Consider the following 21117-nt stretch of genomic DNA (forward strand, 5'->3'; position numbering starts at 1 on the left):
CTTTAATTAGGCAGCTATCCCTTTACCATTTTTACCAGAGGCATTCTTTATTTGCTCCGTTTATAAAAACAGTAAAGGAAAAGATATATTTAATAAGTTTATACAATAAAATGGCAGATCAAAAACGATTATTTTTATTAGATGCTTTTGCATTAATTTTTAGAGGCTATTATGCCTTTATCAAAAACCCAAGAATCAACTCTAAAGGAATGGATGTATCTGCTATCTTAGGCTTTACAAATTCTTTATTAGATGTGATTAAGCGTGAAAAACCCGATCATATAGCGGTTTGTTTTGATCGTGGAGGAAGTGTTGCAAGAACAGATGCTTTTCCTGAATACAAAGCGAACAGACAGGAAACTCCTGAAGCTATAAAAATAGCCATTCCTTATATTGAGCTAATTTTAAAAGCTATGAATATTCCTGCAGTAGTGAAAGAAGGTTATGAAGCTGATGATATCATAGGTACTTTAGCTAAAAAAGCTGAAATAGAAGGATACCAAACTTTTATGGTAACTCCTGATAAGGATTTTGCACAACTGGTTTCTGAAAACATCTTTATGTATCGACCTCGTTTTGGAGGAGGCTATGAAACTTGGGGCATTCCTGAAGTTCAAGAAAAATTTGGTGTAGAAAGACCTGAGCAGGTAATTGACTTTTTAGGAATGATGGGAGACTCCGTAGATAATATCCCTGGATTGCCTGGCGTTGGTGAAAAAACAGCTAAGAAGTTTTTAGCGAAGTATGGTTCTATGGAAAGTCTTTTGGATAATACTGCCGATTTAAAAGGTAAAATGAAAGAAAAAGTTGAGGCAAACGCTAAATTAGGTCTATTATCTAAACAATTGGCTACCATAATGCTAGATGTTCCTGTTGAGTTTCATGAAAAAGATTTTGAATTTTCTCAACCTGACATGTCTGCTATTACTGAGCTTTTCAATGAATTAGAGTTTAGAAGGCTAGCCGAAAACTTGGCTAAGACATATGCAAATACTGCCAGCGATGCTAAAGAAGAAGCGCCTAAAAAAGCTTCAAAAGCTACTGAAGGCCAGTTCGACTTGTTTGCTACTCCAGGAGCGGGAAACACTTCCGAAACCACCACCAATGGCTACCAAAACATCAACACTGTTAGTCACTACTACCAACACATACATACTCCAATAGGCAGGAAGCTTCTTCTTCAAAAATTAATGCAGCAAAAATCTGTTTGTTTTGATACTGAAACAACTGGGTTAAAAGCGTTGGAAGTAGCGCTAATTGGAATTGCTTTTTCTTATGGAACTGGTAAAGGCTATTATGTGTCTTTTCCGGAATGCCAAGAAGAAACATCAACTATATTACAAGAATTTAAGCCTTTCTTCGAAAGTGAGGATATTGAAAAAATTGGGCATAACTTAAAATATGATATCAAAGTATTATCTAATTATGATATGCGCGTAAAAGGAAACTTATTTGATACTATGATTGCTCACTATTTGATTAATCCTGATATGCGCCATAATATGGATGTGCTATCAGAAACTTATTTGAATTATCAACCTGTTCCTATTACTGAATTGATTGGAAAAAAAGGAAAGAATCAGCTGTCTATGAGAGCTGTTGAGCTATCTAAACAAACTGAATATGCTGTTGAGGATGCTGATATTACCTATCAATTAAAAGAACATTTTTCAAAAGAGCTAGCAAGTAGCAAACTAACAACGTTATTTACGAATCTTGAAACTCCCTTAGTAGCTGTATTAACTGCTATGGAGATGGAAGGTATTAATGTGAATACAGAATTTTTAAAGTCTCTTTCTACCGATTTAACAAATGATATTGAGAAACTAGAAAAAAACATTTACGAGCAGGCTGGAGAAGAGTTTAATATTGGTTCACCTAAGCAATTAGGAATTGTATTGTTCGAAAAAATGAAACTGGTTGATAAACCTAAAAAAACCAAGACAGGGCAATATTCTACGGCAGAAGATGTATTGTCTTATTTGGCAAAAGACCATCAAATTATTAGAGATATTCAAGAGTACCGCCAATATAAAAAATTACAAAGTACTTATGTAGATGCTTTACCTAATGAAATTAATCCAAAAACAGGAAGAGTTCATACAGTATATGCACAAGCAGTTGCGGCTACTGGTAGGTTAAGCTCTAACAATCCTAATTTACAAAATATCCCTATTCGTACGAAACGAGGCCAGGAGGTTAGAAAATCATTTATTCCAAAAAATGAAAATTACATTTTACTAGCTGCAGATTATAGTCAAATAGAATTGCGTATCATCGCTGCTTTAAGTGAAGAGGAAACTATGATAAAGGCATTTCTAGAAGGGCAAGACATTCATGCCTCTACAGCTGCAAAGGTATTTAATGTTCCTATTGAAGAGGTAACAAGAACCCAACGTAGCAATGCCAAAACTGTTAACTTTGGTATTATTTATGGTGTTTCTGCTTTTGGGCTCAGCAATCAAACAGATCTGTCTCGCTCAGAGGCAAAAGAATTAATTGATACTTATTATAAGACCTATCCAAAATTGAAAAATTATATGGCAAATCAAGTAGATTTTGCGAGAGACAATGGATATGTAGAAACTGTTTTAGGTCGCCGTCGTTACTTAAAAGATATCAACTCACGAAATGCCATTGTTAGAGGTGCGGCAGAACGAAATGCCGTAAATGCTCCTATTCAAGGAAGTGCTGCTGATATTATTAAACTTGCCATGATTAATATTCATCAACGATTTGAAAAAGAAAACTTCCAATCTAAAATGTTGCTGCAAGTACATGATGAATTGGTTTTTGACGCTCATAAAGATGAATTAGAAATGATACGTCCTATTATAAAAGAAGAAATGGAAAATGCTTATAAAATAGCGGTCCCTTTAGAGGTAGAAATAGGCACTGGACAAAACTGGCTTGAAGCTCATTAAATTAATACCATTTAGCCATAACTGGCATTAAAACTTTATAAAATCGTTAAATGCAACATAATAAGGTTGGTCTTTAAAAACAGGAGCTTCTATACTCTCTGCATTGGCAATACCAACACCAGCATACCAAACTTTAGCGTTTTGGCTTTCTGCATGCTTTTTAAAAGTTTCCATCCATACCACATCATAGGTTTCTGGCGATTGGATATTATTGGTTGTTTTTACCAAAACAAAAATAGTTGGTTCTCCTTTTTTAAATAATACAAATTGCGGATGCTTTTTCAAAGTACTATTTACTGCCACAAACTCATAGCCCATTTCTTGTAGTTTCTTTCCTACAATATTCATCCCCAAATTATGTAATTCTTGCTCAGTAAGTACTTGCATTATTTCTTTTTATTACGTTTATTATAGTTCTTGTCTCCTCTAGTTTTAGGTTTTTTATATTTTTTTGCAATTTCCCTTCTATAAGAGCCTCCTTGATTGGTTTTTTTATTTTTTTCTTTCTTTTCATGAAAGGCTGGACCAGGTACATATTCTAAAGAAGTTCTGTTTTTAGAAATTTCTCTATCTTCTCTAGGTCTTTCTTCTTCTGTTAGCTGTTCTGATATTTCAACTTCTTCAGGAAAAGCTAATAACGGAATTGTATATTCCATTAATGCCTCTATTTTTCCTTTTGCTTCCTGTTCTTTTTCGGTAGAGAATAAAATGGTTTTTCCTTCATGCTCAGCACGTCCTGTTCGGCCAATTCTATGCATATAATTCTCAGGAAAGCCAGGAGTATCAAAATTAATTACATGCGTAATTTCTTCCAAATCTAATCCCCTCGCCATTACATCAGTTGCTACTAATATTCTATTCTTTCCTTCATCAAATTGACGAATTGAACGTACCCTATAGTTTTGCGTTTTATTAGAATGAATTACACATATTTCATCTGCAAATGATTCATCTAGCGATTGAAAAAGTCTATCTGCTCCGCGTTTATTTGATACAAAAACCAGCACTTTACTGTATGTTTCTTTATCAGAAAGTAAATGATTTAATAAATTAACTTTTGTATAAAAATTAGGTACATTATATGATGTTTGTGAAATATTATCCAACGGAGTTCCACTTACTGCAATAGAAACCTTTTCTGGCACTTTAAAGAAGTCATCTATTAATGCCTCCACATCTTCTGTCATGGTTGCTGAAAACATGATATTTTGGCGACGATCTGGTAATAAATCAAAAATATTTAGTAACTGAAAACGAAATCCTAGATCAAGCATTACATCAACTTCATCAATCACTAATTTTTGAATTGTCTTTAATTTTAAAACATTACTCAATGCCAAGTCATATAAACGTCCTGGCGTGGCTACAATAATATCTTGTCCTTGCGCTATGGCTCTTTTTTGAGTATTGATATTAGTTCCTCCATACACTCCTAATATTCTCAACGTAATATACGCTGTTAATTTTTCTATTTCTTCCACTACTTGAAGTACCAATTCACGAGTTGGTACTAAAATCAAAACCCTTGGGTGTTGCTGTTTTGAAAACTTTAAATCTCTTAAAATGGGCAACATATACGCAAATGTTTTCCCTGTTCCTGTTTGCGCTATTCCTACTACATCTTTACCTGAACGTACTACCGAAAATGCTTTTTCTTGAATAGGAGTTGGCTGTGTAAACCCCAAATCATCTATGGCATTTTGTAATTGTTTTGATAAGTCTAAGTCTTCAAAAGTCATCATCTAAAAAAATTTTAGACAAAGGTACACTTTCTAATTTTTAAAACGGATAAATTGCGAGTTATCAAAAGAATATCCAGGAACTTGTATAAGTGCATTCTTTTTTAAGGAATACCAAGGGGTTAAGCTAGCATTATTAAAGTTTTTAAGTAGGTGCACACTTTGAGCAGGGGTATTTCCTTGCGCTAATACAAATAGCTTTTCTCCTTTTTTATTAATAACTTCATCTACCAACATTAAAATATGCCCTGGAGTTCCTGGTTTTACTAACATATCTCCTAATTGTAAGTCTTCTTCTCGCACTACTTTTGGTAATTCATTGTATAATGAAAGCGTGCCTGAATACGTATAAATTAAATTCAAATACTTATAAAAAGCTGTTTTAGTGTAATTTGCTTTCGCTATTTTGTAAAAAGTAACTTTATTCCCTTCTATTTTAGGACGATATCCTCCTGCATACTTTTTCCATGAGCAATAGTGTCCGCTAGTAAACTCAAATCCTATTTTTTCTTTTTGATTCGTTTTCCATAGGTATTCTGCTCTCAAACGGATTAATGCATCTGCGCATTGCTGCAATCCATTTTCAGGAACCGAAAGCGTTAAAATTCCTATATGTCCTATCTGGTAAAAGTATTTGGTCTTATCATAGTTTATAATGCTACTTCCATATTCTTTGAGTGTATAGTTTTGGATAAAGCTTTCAAAAGTCCCTGCTTCATAAGATACTCTTTTATAACCGTAAGAAGGTTTTACTCTATTTTTTATAGTTATTCCTTTTTCGTTTATATGAGATGATTTTGTAATGACTGCAATTATTGGGTTCATTATTTTTTTTCTTTCGGTATATAATATTGAGCTAATAAGAATCAATAAGACTATTACAATTTTTTTCATACTTCTTTAAACGAAAAAACCGACACTTTCGTATCGGTTTTTTCATTTATATAGCAAATATTATATTCTTTTCGTTGTTAAATGAAACTCCTCATAAGTCTGTAATAAATTCATTAGACCTCCTAATAAATCTTTAGTTTCTAATAAAACACTAAAATATAAGGTAGTATTCTTAGGACTCGTTTCATCAGTTCTAATTCTAGCAACTTGCTTTTCAATAGATGCTGATACATCCTTTAGTAACTCTTGTTTATCTACTAAAATTCCATCTAATTTATCAAAAGAACGAGTTTCAAAAACAGTACTTACTTTCAATAAAATTTCTGTCAATTGATTGTCTATTTTCTTAAGATCCTTTAGCTGCCCCTTTTTTAAGTTTTTATGGTTATTATTTACATGCTTATAACTAGCTCTAGAAATATAGCTAATTGACTGTGCTACATCTTGCAAATACCCTAATACCATGATATAAAACCTGCTGGCCTCTACAGAAGTTTCATCTAATGATTTTATAAAATAGAAAACACCATCTTTTAAGCCATCAATTTCTTCATTTAATTTTCCAACATGTTTATCTGTTTTACGAAGTTTATTCAAATCATGATTTGCTAAGTCATTTACAACATTTGTATATAATTTATTTACACGTGATGCTACTTCTGCAATATGGTCTGAGCTTTCTTCTATCACGCCATTAATTGTTATCAACTCAGCTCTCTCTATATAACGTTGCTCTTTCTTTTCTTTCTTTTTCTCTCTATGTTTAAGGGTGTTTCTTCCTATTAATAATGCTACCACTAATAATAAAATTGGTACCATAACCATATTCCAACTAATTAAATATGCAACAACAGCAGCAGCTAAAAAAGCTACTATAGCTGTTAAAAACCATCCTCCCACTACATTAATAACTCCTGCTACTCTATATACCGCGCTCTCCCTTCCCCAAGCTCTATCTGCTAAAGAAGTACCCATTGCTACCATAAAAGTTACATAAGTTGTTGATAATGGCAGTTTCATAGATGTTGCTATAGATATTAAAATACCTGCTACAATTAAATTTACTGAAGCTCTTACCAAGTCAAAAGCTGGTGCTTCATAAGTCTTATCTTTCGAAAGTTCTATGACTGGTTTTTGAAACTTAGAATCAACAAAAGCTAATGTTTTTTTAGGAACAATCATGCTAATTCCTGTATTAATTCCCATTGCTGCTCTTACAACTATTCTCGATAAAGGATTAGGCTGAAATTTTTCATGTCCTTCTCCTTGTCTTGACAAATTAATCCCTGTTTCTATTACATTTTTAGCTTTACTAGAAGTCCATAAAGTAACTACCATAATAGCCCCTGCTATTAATAATAACCATACATTAGAAGGCACTTTCTTGGCTAAAATCCCCATAGAAAAAGCATCTGAAGCAACTCCTGAAACTTCCCAAGCTTGATACGAATTCCATGCTGCAATTGGCACACCAATAAAGTTTACCAAATCATTTCCTGAAAAAGCCATTGCTAGAGAAAAAGTTCCTATTCCAATAATTAATTTTAATATATTTATTTTAAAGATCTTAATTAATAATTGAGAAATCAATGTCCAAACCACAAAACTACCTGCTATAATGGCTAAAGTATTTCCTTCTATTAAATATTTTACGTCTTTATAAAAAGGAGTTCCTTTCATTCCTTTAATAATGATAAAGTAAGTAATTGCAGTAATTGCAAAACCACCAAATAAAGCATTTATATACACTGCTCTTTTTTCGAAGTTAAATGAATATATCAATCTAGAGAAAAACTGAACAATTGCTCCTACCGAAAAAGCCACTACTACTGACAATAAGATTCCGTTTATAATTTGAACAGCTTTTTTATGATTGATATAATTCCATATATCTGAGATAGATTGTGTTTCATTAGCAGCTATCTTAATTAAAGAAATACATACTGCTGCTCCTAATAGTTCAAAAACAATAGAAACGGTTGTTGAAGTTGGCATTCCTAGAGAATTAAAGATATCCAACAATAAAATATCCGTAATCATTACTGCCATAAAAATAAACATGATATCTTGGAACATAAACATGTTAGGGTTGAAAATCCCTTTACGAGCTACTTCCATCATACCACTAGAAGTTACTGCACCAAAAAACACTCCTAAGCTTGCAATAATCATTATATTTTTGACAGAAATAGCTTTAGAGCCTATTGCTGAATTCAAAAAATTAACAGCATCATTACTAACTCCTACAACTAGGTCGACAATAGCTAATACTGCTAAAGCCACTAACATTAAAATATATGGATCTCCCATTTCTTCGTATTTAATTTTTTCGCATGCAAATTTATATCCCTTACTTTGAGCTTATGTTAGGTTTATGTTATCTTTTTAGAAATGGATATCTACTTGCAAATGATACATTAATTGGTTTGGTTTTATGTCTAAATCTAGATAACTAACATCTGTTTGTATTTTTAATTTGTGCCCCGCTACATACTTAGAAAGCCCTAATGTATATTGGTTTTCGGGATTTTTAGCTGTAATAGCCTTGTCTAAAGATATATTGGTATAGCGTCCTGACAGCTCCCAATTACTAGGAAATAAATAGCCTGTTTGCAAGTTTACCCCGCTACCTACCTGCACTTGATCTCCTGTTAAGCTACCATCTGAGTTTTTTGCAATTGGATCTTTTGCATCTCTATATGCATATTCTCCCATAAAAGAAAAGCCTTTGTATTTGAACATTGCATCTACAAAAACCGTAGTGATATTAGTTTCATAAAACCCTATATCATTTTTCATATAACTACCTTGGTTGCTCCTATTTTTAACGGCATTATTATTAAAATCGTAGCTACCTCCAATAGCTAATTTGGGCTTTTTTTCTCTTTTTAAATCTCCTCCTTTATAATCACCTTTGCTACTAAACTCACCAAAAGGCAATACCTCTACCCTAGCCGTATATTGATGGCCTCCTAAATTTCCTGTAGTAATATTTCTCCCTTCTCCTTGCGCTATAGAAAGTACTTCTTTTACAATAATATTCTTTGACAGCCTAAAATGGTGCCTGAATTGCAAACCTAAATCTCTATCTATATTGAATCTACTATTTAAAAGCGATCTATCTACTAATTGCAGGTTTCCTGAAGAAACGACCCTTTCTCTATTTCCAGGAAGTTTTGTTTGCCCTGCCCACAACTCAAAATTATGATAAAAGTTCCATTTAACAACAGCATCTAAAATATACCTTGGAGCATTGTTTGTAAATTCTGATACCCCTCCTATATCATTATTAGTCAGCCCTAACTCTAACTTGTATTTCAATGTAGGTGAAAAAGCAAATCCGTTAAACTTTAATCGAGCTCTTCTGACTAGAAAAGATGACGAAGGGTTTGACAAACCATCTGCATCCGAGTCCCATTTAGCGATAGTCAAAAACTGCATTCTAGCCCCAATATTCATGGACCAACTATTCTCTTTTCCTACCAAATTAAACAATCCTTTACCAAACTTGGGACTTTGCTTTTGCTGTGCTTGCATACTACACAGCATCAACATACTTACTGAAGTAAGTAACGTTTTAAATTTCATCAATATAATTATTTAGTTGTCTGTTTTGTCGATACAAAGAACCAACACCTATGTTAATTTATTGTTAATGAAATATTAAATAAAAAACTGCCTTGGCCAAGGGCAGCTTGTCATATAAAACAGTTGACAAAACTAAATAACTTATAATGACTCCTCTATCTTATCTAAGATGCTACAAAAGTATTTCAGCCTGTTTTCTTTATGGTTATTTAAAACTTAACAAACTGTTATCTTTAAAAAGCAAAAAAGCCGATATACAAGATATATCGGCTTTTTTATTTGCATTTTTAAAAGAATTATCCTCCAAAGTCATCAAATCGGATGTTTTCATCTGGAATTCCAAAGTCTTCCCCCATTTTTTGAACAGCTTTATTCATTAATGGAGGGCCACAGAAGTACAATTCAATATCTTCTGGCGCATCATGCTTACTTAAATAGTTATCAATTACACAATTATGCACAAACCCTACAAATCCATCACCTTCAGCTTCCATACTATCTTTTACTTTCCAGTTATCCTCTGGTAAAGGCTCAGATAAAGCTATATGGAATTTAAAGTTCGGGAAATGTTTTTCTAAATCATAGAAATGGTCTAGGTAAAACAACTCTCTCTTAGAACGCCCTCCATACCAGTATGATACTTTACGTCCTGTCTTCAACGTTTTAAATAAATGATACAAATGAGAACGCATTGGTGCCATACCAGCTCCACCACCTACATACAACATTTCTGCTTCCGAATCATTAATAAAGAATTCTCCATAAGGTCCAGAAATAGTTACTTTATCTCCTACCTTTCTCGAAAAAACATACGAAGATGCTACCCCTGGATTCACATCCATCCATCCACCCTTTGCTCTATCAAAAGGAGGAGTTGCAATACGGACATTTAACATGATTTCACGTCCTTCGGCAGGGTAAGAGGCCATAGAATAAGCTCTTTCTACTGTTTCAAGGTTCTTCATTACTAAAGGCCATAGCTTAAATTTATCCCATTCTTCTTTGAATTTATCTGGTGTTTCATGCTCTTCTGGATGCGCTGTAATATCCATATCTGCAAACTTCACTTCACAAGCTGGTATTTCTATTTGAATATATCCACCTGCTTTATAATCCATATCTTCTGGAATTTCTACAACAAACTCTTTAATAAAAGACGCTACGTTATAATTTCTAACAACTGTAGCTTCCCATTTCTTTATTCCAAAAATTTCCTCTGGAATAGAAATATTCATATCTTGTTTCACCTTCACCTGGCATGCTAAACGAGCTCCATGTGCTAGCTCTTTACGTGTAAAGTGTGGGGTTTCTGTTGGTAAAGCTTCTCCTCCACCTGTATTCACGTGGCATTCACATTGAATACAAGTTCCACCACCACCACAAGCAGATGGTAAAAATATTTTTTCACCTCCTAATGTTGACAATAAAGAGCTTCCTGAAGGTACCTCTATTGTTTTATCTCCGTTAATTGTGATTTTTACAGGACCTGACGGTGCTAATTTTTGCTTTACAAATAATAACAATGCTACTAATAACAGCGTTATTACCAAAAAGGCAACCACCGTTACCATGATTGTTCCTAATGTACTTGTTGCTAATATCATTATTTTGTAATTTCTTTTGTATTATTCGCTAATTTTTCTGTTTCCTTAACCTCTTTTGTTTCCTCTTCAGTTAATTGCGTTTCTTTCTTAGTATTTTCTGGTTTCAAAATAGTAGCTTCTACTTTTTTAGTTTGTTTTGTATCTTCATCTCCACCTGTTAACATTCCTCCAAAACTCATAAAACCAATAGCCATTAAACCAGTTACAATAAATGTAATTCCTAAACCTCTTAAAGGTGCAGGAATACTAGAGTATCTAATTTTTTCACGAATAGCAGCAATTGCTAAGATTGCTAAGAACCAGCCAATACCAGAACCTACTCCATAAGTAAATGCCAATCCTAAAGTTGGTATTTCACGAGATTGCATAAATAAAGAGCCTCCTAAAATGGCACAGTTTACTGCAATTAATGGTAAGAAAATTCCTAGAGAGTTGTATAAAGATGGAGAAAATTTCTCTACAATAATTTCTACCAATTGTACCATGGTTGCAATTGTTGCAATAAACATAATAAATGATAAAAAACTTAAATCATAAGCTGCATATTCCTCTCCTAACCAAGATAAAGCTCCTGGTTGTAATATATACTGGTCTAATAGCCAGTTTAAAGGTATAGTAACTGCCAATACAAAGATTACTGCGGCTCCTAAACCTACTGCCGTAGATACTTTTTTAGATACAGCAAGGTAAGAACACATTCCTAAGAATACGGAGAATACCATGTTATCTATAAATATCGACTTAAAAAATAATTCTAAATGTTCCATATTTTTATAGTATTGAGTGCTGAGTTCATTAGCATTAAGGTTTTAAACTTTATGCTAAGAAATCTCTTTACTTTTTTAATCTTCTATTAATGCTGTATTTCTACTACGTTGTACCCAAATAATAAGCCCAACTACAATTAATGCCATAGGAGGCATAATCATAAACCCATTATTTTCATACCCTAGAGCATATACACCTGTTTTTTCAATTGGGTCTCCTAATACTTTATATCCTAATAATGTACCCGATCCGAATAGTTCTCTAAAAAAGGCTACTATAATCAAAATAACTCCATATCCTAAAGCATTTCCAATTCCATCTAAAAATGACTCCCATGGTTTATTTCCTAAAGCAAAAGCCTCAAAACGTCCCATGATAATACAGTTTGTTATAATTAGCCCTACGAAAACCGATAGTGTTTTACTCAATTCGTACGCAAATGCTTTCAATACCAAATCAACAATAATTACCAAAGCAGCAACCACGATTAATTGTACAATAATTCTAATTTTAGAAGGAATGATATTTCTCATTAATGAGATTACTACGTTTCCTAATCCTAATACAAATAAAACGGAAACAGACATTACAATTGCTGCTTCTAATTGTGCTGTAATAGCCAATGCAGAACAAATACCTAGTACTTGAATTGTAATTGGATTGTTATCTGCTAGCGGATCTGTAATTAAAGCCGCGTCTTTTTTTGATAAAAGTCCCATAGTTTATTTCAATGTTTTAAAATAAGGTACATACTGCTTTAGTTCTGATTTAAGCATTGCCGACACACCATCTCCTGTAATGGTTGCTCCTGCAATTGCATCTACCTCGTTATCATTTTTATCTTTATTTTTAGGATCATTGTTCCCTTTTGCTACCCTTATTCCTTTAAAATCACCTCCACTCATCATATACTCTCCTGTAAAGTCATCCATAAAAAAACGCTGCTTGATATTGGCTCCTAATCCCGCAGTTTCTCCTTTATGGTCAAAGAAAACACCTTGAACAACCATTTCTTTATCCATGGCTACATATCCCCAAATAGCATCCCAGAGTCCTTTTCCTCGAATTGGAGCTATATAATACGTTTTACCATCTTTTTCACCTATAAATAATGGCAACCTTCTTAAAATACCTGATTTTGCATTTGCTTGTTCCTTTTTAATATCAATTAAATAAGCCTTTGCATCTTCAATTATTTTATCTCCTTGGATAACAATTTGTTTTTTGATATACTTACTAAATTCTTCTTCTACCCTATTAGTAGAAACAAATTTCACACTCGATCCTTCATTTTCATTTACGCCCATGGCGTATAAAATGTTTTGCTTTTTTTCAACACGTTTATTAGCATCTATATTGGGCCTTAAATATGACGCTGTAAAAGCTAACAAGGCACCTACTACTAATACCATTCCAATGGCAAAAAGTACGGTATATAAATTACTATCTGTTCTCTTACTCATAATTAGACAGTTTTAACTTTAGCACGTTTTAATCTTTTCTTTATATTTCCTTGTACCACATAATGGTCAATAGTTGGAGCGAAAACGTTCATTAATAAAATAGCTAACATTACTCCTTCTGGATATGCTGGGTTAAATACGCGAATCATAATAGACATAAACCCTATTAAAAAACCATAAATCCATTTTCCTTTATTCGTTTGCGAAGCTGTTACTGGATCTGTTGCCATATATACCGCTCCAAAAGCAAAACCTCCAATAAATAAATGTTTCCAGAAATCTAAGCTCATTAATCCGTAAAACTTACTTGTTTCACCAATAATTCCTAAGCCCACTACCTGATTAAATACAAATCCCATTACCAAAGCACCAAGTACTGCTGATAACATAATTCGCCAGCTTCCTATTTTTGTAAATACTAAAAACAATGCTCCTAATATTATCAACAAAGTAGATGTTTCACCTACAGAACCTGGAATAAATCCAAAAAACATATCGGAAACGGAATAATTAAGAGGTTGTGATTGCGCCAAACTACCTAAGATTGTTTCTCCTGAAATAGCATCTGCTACAGCTCCATCCGCCAAGTTTTGAACTCGAGGATCTGCCCCCGTTACCCAAACTTTATCACCACTCATCCACGTTGGATATGCAAAAAACAAAAATGCTCTCACAGTTAAAGCTGGGTTTAAGATATTCATACCCGTACCTCCAAAAACTTCCTTTCCTATTACAACACCAAAAATTACCGCTACTGCTAGCATCCATAAAGGAAGATCTACAGGAACGATTAAAGGAATAAGCATCCCTGTTACCAAGTATCCTTCTTCTACTTCATGCCCTTTAATCACTGCAAAAATAAATTCTACAATCAATCCTACCACATACGAAACTACCACTAATGGTAAAATTTTAGTTGCTCCAATAAATAAGTTATCTAAATTCCAGAATTCTCCACTAAAGAAAGACATTCCAGAAGTAAAATTACCATTTACTGCTACGTGATGTTGAAAACCTGCATTGAACATACCAAATATCAAACATGGAACTAAAGCCATTATAACAATATTCATAGTACGTTTTAAATCGTCTGCTGCCTTTATATGAGTTCCTCCGTGAGTTGTCTCATTTGGCAAATATAAAAAGGTATGGATTGCATTAAATGCAGGAGCCATTTTAGTTCCTTTATATTTCTCTTTTAAATTATGTAAATTTTGTTTTAAGCCCATAATCTTATCCTAATTCTTCTCTCATTAAATCTAAACCTTCACGAATGATTTTTTGATGAGGTTGTTTAGATACACATATAAATTCTGTTAATGCAAAATCTTCTGGTGCTACTTCATAAGCTCCTAAAGCTTCCATTTCATCTAAATCTTTATACATACACGCTTTTAATAGCTGCATTGGATAGATGTCTAAAGGAAATACTTCTTCATATGCTCCAGTTACTACAAATGCTCTATGCTCTCCATTGGTATTTGTATTCAAGTCATATTTTTTCTTAGGGTTTAACCATGAAAATGTAAAAGCTCTAGAGGTTGACACCTTATTAAACACAGGTTTATTCCATCCAAAAAACTCATAATCATCTCCTTCTGGAATAGCGGTGATTTGATTATCATAGTATCCTAAATTTCCTTTTTCAGAAATTTGTGTACCACTCAGTACATTCCCACTAATAACTCTGGTATTTTCAGCCTCTAAATTCCCTTTTGCAAAAGTTTCAACAGCTGCTCCTGAATGTACACTTACATATTGAGGTTTGCTAAACTTAGACCCTACCAATGCAATTACTCTTTTTGCATTAAATTTTCCTGTTAAGAATAATTCTCCTATGATAACAAGATCCTGCGGATTTACAACCCAAACGACTTCTCCTTTATTAATTGGATCAATCTGTGCAATTTGCGTACTAACATTCCCTATAGGGTGCGGACCCGAAACTCTATGTAATTCAACTCCTTTTACAGTTGCCAAAGGAGAAAGAGTTGCTTCTTTGGCTATAGATACATGTACTTTACCTTCTGTTAATTTCCCTAAAACATTAATAGCCGTTTGTAACTCAGCTTCTTTTCCTTTTAACGTATAATCATAATCTGGTGCTAGTGGCGCACTTGCGTATGCTGAAATAAAAATGGCTTTGGGTGCTTGGTTAGGATTTGCAATTACATCGTATGGACGCTGCTTTACAAATGGCCAACACCCTGAATTGAACAGGTGATTTTTCACCTCCTCAGCATTCATGGCATCTACATTTTTCTTACCGAAATCTACTGACTCCTGCTTTCCATCAGCAAGAATTCTCATTTCTAATACTTTTCTTCGATCTCCTCGAATTATTTCTATCACTTTCCCGCTTACAGGACTAGGAAATAAAATGCGCTCATCACTTTTATTATAAAAAAGTGGTTCTCCTGCTTTTACTTCAGTTCCTTCTTTCGCTAAAATTTTAGGAATAACTCCGTGAAAATCACTCGGCTTTACCGCATAAACACCACTAACTGGAATCTCAGTAGTTACTTGTTCTGCTTCGCCAACCAGCTTAATATCTAAGCCTTTTTTAATACGGATGTCTTTTGACATAGTAGGTCTGACTTTAATTTTAATTATCTTAAAAACACGCAAATTTAAAAATTTTGAAAGTGACAGAAATATAAATCCTTTTTTATCTTTTAATTGAACTCTTATTTATACTAGTTCTAAATAAAAAATATCTAATTCCTTCAATATTTTATTAGGTTTGTATTACCAATAAAATCTGGTAAGATTTTTGCTATTAATTATTTTATGATACAGAAAATATTTCTTTTTATTCTGTTGTGTTTTACAGGAGCTTCTATTGCACAGACTAACAATTACCAACACATCAAAACAATTCAATTACGCCCTTTAAATACTTCTCTTTTTTCTCCAATTGTTCCTTTGGGAAGCACCTTAGAACTCTCTTTTGACGACCTACAGGGAGACAATAAAGATTATCAGTATAAAATTGAGCATATGACATATGATTGGAAACCCAGCTCACTGAGCGCTAACCAATATATTGACGGGTTCAATCAGAATGCCATTAACAATATTAGCAATTCCTTTAATACCTTGCAAAACTATACGCACTACACTGTTCAAATTCCAAATCAAAACACCATTATTACAAAAAGCGGAAACTACCTAATTTCTATTCTAGATGAAGACGATACGATAATTTTTACCAGACGGTGTACTTTCTACGAAAATATCGTCACTATCGGAGTAGCTGTTTACAGAAGTAGAAATACCGCTACCATCAACAAACAACAAACTGTACAATTTACCATCAATCATAAAGGCGTACCTATAAATGCTCCTTCTCAAGAAATAAAAATAGCGCTATTACAGAACAATAACTGGAATACTGCTATCTTCAATTTAAAACCTCAATTCTTAAAACCCAACCAACTTTTTTATCATTACACTAATCTTACTAATTTTTGGGGAGGTAACGAGTTTTTAAATTTTGACAATAAACACATACGTAGTACTAGTTCTAGTATTGCTAAAACAATTCAGAAAAATATTTTTCATAACTATCTTTATAAAAACGAATCTCGTGCTACCAAACCATATACCTACAATCCTGACATCAATGGCCATTTTGTTATAAGATCTATGGAAGGAAATGATAATGACACAGAAGCAGATTATGCGTTTATCCATTTTTCTTTAGACTCACCTACACCTTACGAAAACAAAAAGGTATATATTTATGGCGCTTTTAATAATTTTGAGTTAAATAATGAAAACCAAATGACCTACAATAAAGAGCATAAAAGTTATGAAGGAGCTATCTTATTAAAACAAGGCTTTTACAACTATTTGTTTGCCACAGAGGATACAGAGGAAAACGTAAATTTAACAGAAATTAGCGGAAGCTTCTATCAAACTGAAAATGAATATACTGTAATCACTTATTACCAACCTTTTGGAGGGATGTATGACAGAGCTATTGGAATAGGAAATGGGTTTTTCAATCAAAATAAATAAACCATTCTATAAATTTTGTACTATCCAAACAAAATATCTACCTTTAGTCTATGGTACAACAAGTAACAAACGGAATTAAAATTTCAGCTAAATCTACTTATAATGGCATCTTGCAACAGAATAATCAATTATATTATTCTTTCAATTACTATATTTCTATAGAAAATGAATCGCAAGATACAGTAAAGCTAACCCGACGCTTTTGGACGATTTATGACTCTTTAAGCAATATTGACTTTGTGGAAGGAGAAGGTGTTGTTGGTCAAACCCCTATACTACGCCCTAAAGACCAATATACGTATAGGTCTAATTGCTTTTTATCTTCTACATTTGGTGCTATGAAAGGGTTTTATAAGATGATTGATATTCATACCCAAGAAGAGTTTCTGGTAGCCATACCAACTTTTCAACTTACTACAACTCCCTCTTTAAATTAATGATTGGAAATAAAAAAGATGCTATCGTAAAAGACGTAAGTTGTCTGAATTGTGGGTATCCTTTTTCTGGACAAGAAAATTTTTGCCCTGAATGCGGGCAAAAAAACAAAGGTCTCAAACTCACCTTTAGCAATTTTATCAAGGAGGTTTTCAAGGGGTTCATTACTTGGGACTCTAAGTTTTGGAATACTATTATCCCATTATTAATAAAACCTGGAAAGATATCGAAAGACTATATTGAAGGGAAAAGGATAAGATACGCAAATCCTTTCCGTTTTTATTTTACGGTATCTATTATTTTCTTTTTAACGATAGGTATTACAGACAACTATATAAAATTTAATAATTTCAGAAAAGGAACTAGTTCTTCTTCTAAGAAAACCATTTTAGCAAATAACATCCTTGAACCTGAAGAGCAAATTACCCTAGACTCTATCCAAAAAGCGCTTTCAATAGCTATAGATAGCGCTAATAACAAAATCACTAAAAAAACACTAAGAAAAACAGATTCTTTAGAACACAAAACTGTAAGTGATTTTGAAGTACTCTTTAAAGAAAACAGAAATATACTTCCTTTTTTAAAATTTCAAAAAGAAAACCCAAACCTATCCATTGATGAAGCACTAGACTCCTTAGGCCTTAAAAAAACATTTCAAAATAGATTTTGGTACTCTCGATCATCCGTTATTAATTCCTTTATGTCAGACAAGGAAAGTGAGGATAAATATAAAAAACAGATGATTTCATATTCCTCTGTAGCTTTATTCGTTTTACTTCCTTTATTTACTTTATTCTTAAGGATTATTTATTTCAGAAAAAGAATCACTTACGTAGGACACCTAGTATTCGTATTCCATATACAAACAGTGTTTTTCCTATTATTTACCGTCTTTTACATTATCAATGTGGCAAAAAACACCAATCAATTCATTCTTGTATCTCTAATCATTTTTATGACATATTTATTCATTGCCATGAAAAAATTTTACAATCAGAGCTACTTAAAAACCTTTGTAAAGTACGTATTAGCTAATATTTTCTTTATGATCCTTGCCTCTTTAGGAACAACAATCATTTCTGTTATTGCCTTTGCACTATACTAAAAGTGCGGTTATTTGAAAGATCTGTATAATGCATACTTACTGCTCCCAACTCCTTCTTCACCGAAGTAACACTTACTGTTTCTACATGCATTCTCTTCATTCTTAAAGAAGTGTCTGTTGTCCCTTTTTCTGTATCCTTATGAAAGCGCACAATATCTTTTTGTTCAAAGCTCTCCTTCCCTATCAACCATTCCGAAAACCAATCCTCTCTCATCTGCTTAATTTCTTGAGTGTACAACGTTGATGAAGACCAAATTTTAGGTGCTTGAGGCAACTCCTTAAAATGCTTAGCGCTTCCATCCCAAACGAGTTCATAAGTTTTTAATTTTTTACTCCAATCTACTAATATAATTGTAAAAGGCTCTATTTCTAAAAAATCAAAGCAATTAATAATTCCCACAGGATCATCTACCTGCAATAATTGTTTCACTATACCCCCTCTACTCATCCTATATGAACCTCCTCTTTTATGCTTTTCAAACCCTCCATTTAACAAACAAATCAATCTATTTTTTTCACTTACTCCTATCCAAGTTCCTCCGGCTAATTCATCCTTCGGGTATAAAATTTTAATCCCATCTTCATCATACTCCTTAGGAATAATTGTCTTTCTAGTCGGATTTTCATCTCTATTAGACGTTAGTATAAAACCATTGTTTTTTAAAGGTAAATAGGTTACTGTGCACATATTGTATTCTTTTTTGATAACTAAGACGTAAACACTGCTTAGTTATTACTAAAAATAAGTGTTAACTTTGCTACTCAAAAATAATCTAAATTAACAAACAACATCATAAAATGGCAAGAGGATTTTTTAATGTTCCAAGAGCAGTTAACGAACCAGTTAAAGGATATGCCCCTGGATCTGCAGAAAGAGAAGAATTATTAGCAACTTACAAAACTATGTTCAATAGTAACATAGACGTACCGATGCACATTAATGGAGAGGAAGTTAGAACAGAAAATACTAGAAATATCACACCTCCACACGACCATAAACATGTGGTAGGGCAATATCATATTGCTGAAAAATCTCATATAGATACCGCTATTTCTACAGCTTTGGCAGCAAGACAAAAGTGGTCTAGCACTAGTTGGACGGAACGTGCCTCTATATTTTTAAAAGCCGCAGAATTATTAGCTGGTCCTTATCGTGCTAAAATGAATGCTGCTACTATGATAGCGCAGTCTAAAAATGTACATCAAGCAGAAATTGATGCTGCTTGTGAAATGATTGACTTCTTCCGTTTCAATGTGCAATATATGACTGACATTTTCAAAGATCAGCCTGAATCTGCTCCTGGAATATGGAACAGAGTTGAATACAGACCTTTAGAAGGTTTTGTGTATGCCATTACTCCTTTCAACTTTACTTCTATCGCTGCAAACTTACCTGCTTCTGCTGCTCTTATGGGAAATGTTGTTGTATGGAAACCATCTGATCACCAAGCTTATTCTGCACAAGTAATTGTAGATTTATTTAAAGAAGCTGGATTGCCTGATGGAGTTATTAATGTAGTATATGGTGATCCTGTAATGATTACCGACACCGTATTAGCTTCTCCAGATTTCTCTGGGTTACACTTTACTGGCTCTACACATGTTTTCAAAAGTTTATGGAAACAAATAGGAGAAAACATACACACCTATAAAACATACCCAAGAATTGTTGGAGAAACTGGCGGAAAAGATTTTATATGGGCACATAATTCAGCAAATCCATTACAAGTTGCTACAGCAATTACAAGAGGTGCTTTTGAATACCAAGGCCAAAAATGTTCTGCCGCTTCACGTGCGTATATCCCTGCTTCTATTTGGGAAGATGTAAAAAAGCACCTAATAACTCAAACTAACGAAATTAAAATGGGTTCACCAGAAGATCCTTCTAATTTTGTAAATGCAGTAATCCACGAAGGTTCTTTTGATAAGATTGCTAGCTATATTGATGCAGCTAAATCAGATACTGATGCAGAAATTATCATTGGTGGAAATCACGATAAATCTGTAGGGTACTTTATTGAGCCGACTGTAATTGTTAGTACGTCTCCGAAATATGCTACAATGTGTACTGAATTATTCGGACCCGTTATTACAATATATGTATATGAAGATGCAGCATGGGAGGCTTCTTTAAAATTAGTAGATGAATCTACAGAGTATGCTTTAACTGGAGCAATTTTTTCTACAGATAGATATATTGTTGAGAAAGCTTCAAAAGCTTTAGAAAATGCTGCTGGGAATTTCTATATCAATGATAAACCAACAGGTGCCGTTGTTGGACAACAACCTTTTGGAGGAGCTAGAGCTTCTGGTACAAATGATAAAGCTGGTTCTGCCCAAAATTTATTACGCTGGACTTCTGTTCGTTTAATTAAAGAAACTTTTGTGACTCCTACTGATTATAAATACCCTTTTCTAGGATAAAAAAAAGGATTCTTTTTCAAATACTTAAAAGAGGTCGTCTGAAATTACTTTTCAGACGACCTCTTTTCCTTAGTAGTACAAATTATTTTGCATTTCAAAGGTGAATTTTCTTTACAACTTCTACTTCCTTCCCCTTATGTAATTCATATA

At 33.3% G+C, this 21117-nt stretch carries 17 protein-coding genes; 5 read left to right on the plus strand and 12 right to left on the minus strand.

Annotation, left to right across the window (positions count from 1 at the left end; all coding sequences use genetic code 11):
* Positions 1-110: 110 nt before the first annotated feature.
* Positions 111-2924, plus strand: a complete 2814-nt coding sequence (polA, locus tag MARIT_RS13285) for a DNA polymerase I (protein ID WP_024740864.1) — start codon at positions 111-113, stop codon at positions 2922-2924.
* Positions 2925-2951: 27 nt separating this feature from the next.
* On the opposite strand, the gene MARIT_RS13290 is transcribed toward polA, so the two are convergent.
* From MARIT_RS13290 to MARIT_RS13340, 11 genes are all read right to left on the minus strand, one after another.
* Positions 2952-3311: a Na(+)-translocating NADH-quinone reductase subunit F gene (locus tag MARIT_RS13290; RefSeq protein WP_100211763.1), complete on the minus strand. Its 360-nt coding sequence runs from the start codon at positions 3309-3311 to the stop codon at positions 2952-2954.
* On the minus strand, positions 3311-4663 hold the full coding sequence (locus tag MARIT_RS13295; RefSeq protein WP_024740866.1) for a DEAD/DEAH box helicase: 1353 nt from the start codon (positions 4661-4663) through the stop codon (positions 3311-3313). Before MARIT_RS13295 ends, MARIT_RS13290 begins: the two co-directional genes overlap by 1 nt.
* Positions 4664-4696: 33 nt before the next feature.
* Positions 4697-5488 carry a DUF4846 domain-containing protein gene (locus tag MARIT_RS13300; RefSeq protein WP_231975153.1) on the minus strand — a complete coding sequence of 264 codons (792 nt, stop codon included), beginning with the start codon at positions 5486-5488 and terminating at the stop codon, positions 4697-4699.
* A 129-nt stretch (positions 5489-5617) separates the two neighbouring features.
* Positions 5618-7867, minus strand: coding sequence for an inorganic phosphate transporter (locus MARIT_RS13305; protein ID WP_024740868.1), 2250 nt, complete (start codon positions 7865-7867; stop codon positions 5618-5620).
* A gap of 75 nt (positions 7868-7942) precedes the next feature.
* Positions 7943-9145, minus strand: coding sequence for a porin (locus MARIT_RS13310; RefSeq protein WP_100211765.1), 1203 nt, complete (start codon positions 9143-9145; stop codon positions 7943-7945).
* A gap of 296 nt (positions 9146-9441) precedes the next feature.
* Positions 9442-10749 (minus strand): NADH:ubiquinone reductase (Na(+)-transporting) subunit F, encoded by a 1308-nt coding sequence (gene nqrF / locus MARIT_RS13315; RefSeq protein ID WP_100211766.1) that lies wholly within the window; start codon positions 10747-10749, stop codon positions 9442-9444.
* Entirely contained in the window at positions 10749-11516 is a 768-nt protein-coding gene (gene nqrE / locus MARIT_RS13320) for an NADH:ubiquinone reductase (Na(+)-transporting) subunit E (RefSeq protein WP_024740871.1), read from the minus strand. Before nqrE ends, nqrF begins: the two co-directional genes overlap by 1 nt.
* Positions 11517-11591: 75 nt before the next feature.
* Positions 11592-12236, minus strand: coding sequence for an NADH:ubiquinone reductase (Na(+)-transporting) subunit D (locus MARIT_RS13325; protein ID WP_024740872.1), 645 nt, complete (start codon positions 12234-12236; stop codon positions 11592-11594).
* Positions 12237-12239: 3 nt separating this feature from the next.
* Complete coding sequence (locus MARIT_RS13330) at positions 12240-12980, minus strand: Na(+)-translocating NADH-quinone reductase subunit C (RefSeq protein ID WP_024740873.1); 741 nt, start codon at positions 12978-12980, stop codon at positions 12240-12242.
* Positions 12981-12982: 2 nt separating this feature from the next.
* The gene (locus MARIT_RS13335) at positions 12983-14209 is read right to left on the minus strand and encodes an NADH:ubiquinone reductase (Na(+)-transporting) subunit B (RefSeq protein ID WP_024740874.1); all 1227 of its coding nucleotides are present in this window, start codon (positions 14207-14209) and stop codon (positions 12983-12985) included.
* A gap of 4 nt (positions 14210-14213) precedes the next feature.
* Entirely contained in the window at positions 14214-15566 is a 1353-nt protein-coding gene (locus MARIT_RS13340) for a Na(+)-translocating NADH-quinone reductase subunit A (protein WP_024740875.1), read from the minus strand.
* 204 nt (positions 15567-15770) lie between these two features.
* On the opposite strand from MARIT_RS13340, the gene MARIT_RS13345 reads away from it, so the two are divergent.
* The 3 genes from MARIT_RS13345 to MARIT_RS13355 are packed head-to-tail and all read left to right on the plus strand — an operon-like array spanning position 15771 to position 18543.
* The gene (locus MARIT_RS13345) at positions 15771-17003 is read left to right on the plus strand and encodes a type IX secretion system plug protein (RefSeq protein WP_100211767.1); all 1233 of its coding nucleotides are present in this window, start codon (positions 15771-15773) and stop codon (positions 17001-17003) included.
* 50 nt (positions 17004-17053) lie between these two features.
* Complete coding sequence (gene apaG, locus MARIT_RS13350; RefSeq protein ID WP_024740877.1) at positions 17054-17440, plus strand: Co2+/Mg2+ efflux protein ApaG; 387 nt, start codon at positions 17054-17056, stop codon at positions 17438-17440.
* Positions 17440-18543 carry a DUF3667 domain-containing protein gene (locus MARIT_RS13355; RefSeq protein WP_100211768.1) on the plus strand — a complete coding sequence of 368 codons (1104 nt, stop codon included), beginning with the start codon at positions 17440-17442 and terminating at the stop codon, positions 18541-18543. Before apaG ends, MARIT_RS13355 begins: the two co-directional genes overlap by 1 nt.
* Here MARIT_RS13355 and MARIT_RS13360 read toward each other — a convergent pair.
* The gene (locus MARIT_RS13360; protein WP_100211769.1) at positions 18521-19231 is read right to left on the minus strand and encodes an NRDE family protein; all 711 of its coding nucleotides are present in this window, start codon (positions 19229-19231) and stop codon (positions 18521-18523) included. The genes MARIT_RS13355 and MARIT_RS13360 overlap by 23 nt on opposite strands.
* Positions 19232-19341: 110 nt before the next feature.
* Here MARIT_RS13360 and pruA point away from each other — a divergent pair, with 110 nt between their 5' ends.
* Positions 19342-20967, plus strand: a complete 1626-nt coding sequence (gene pruA, locus MARIT_RS13365; protein WP_100211770.1) for an L-glutamate gamma-semialdehyde dehydrogenase — start codon at positions 19342-19344, stop codon at positions 20965-20967.
* Positions 20968-21117 lie beyond the last annotated feature (150 nt).

Source organism: Tenacibaculum maritimum NCIMB 2154 (assembly GCF_900119795.1).
Taxonomy (GTDB): Bacteria; Bacteroidota; Bacteroidia; order Flavobacteriales; family Flavobacteriaceae; genus Polaribacter; species Polaribacter maritimus.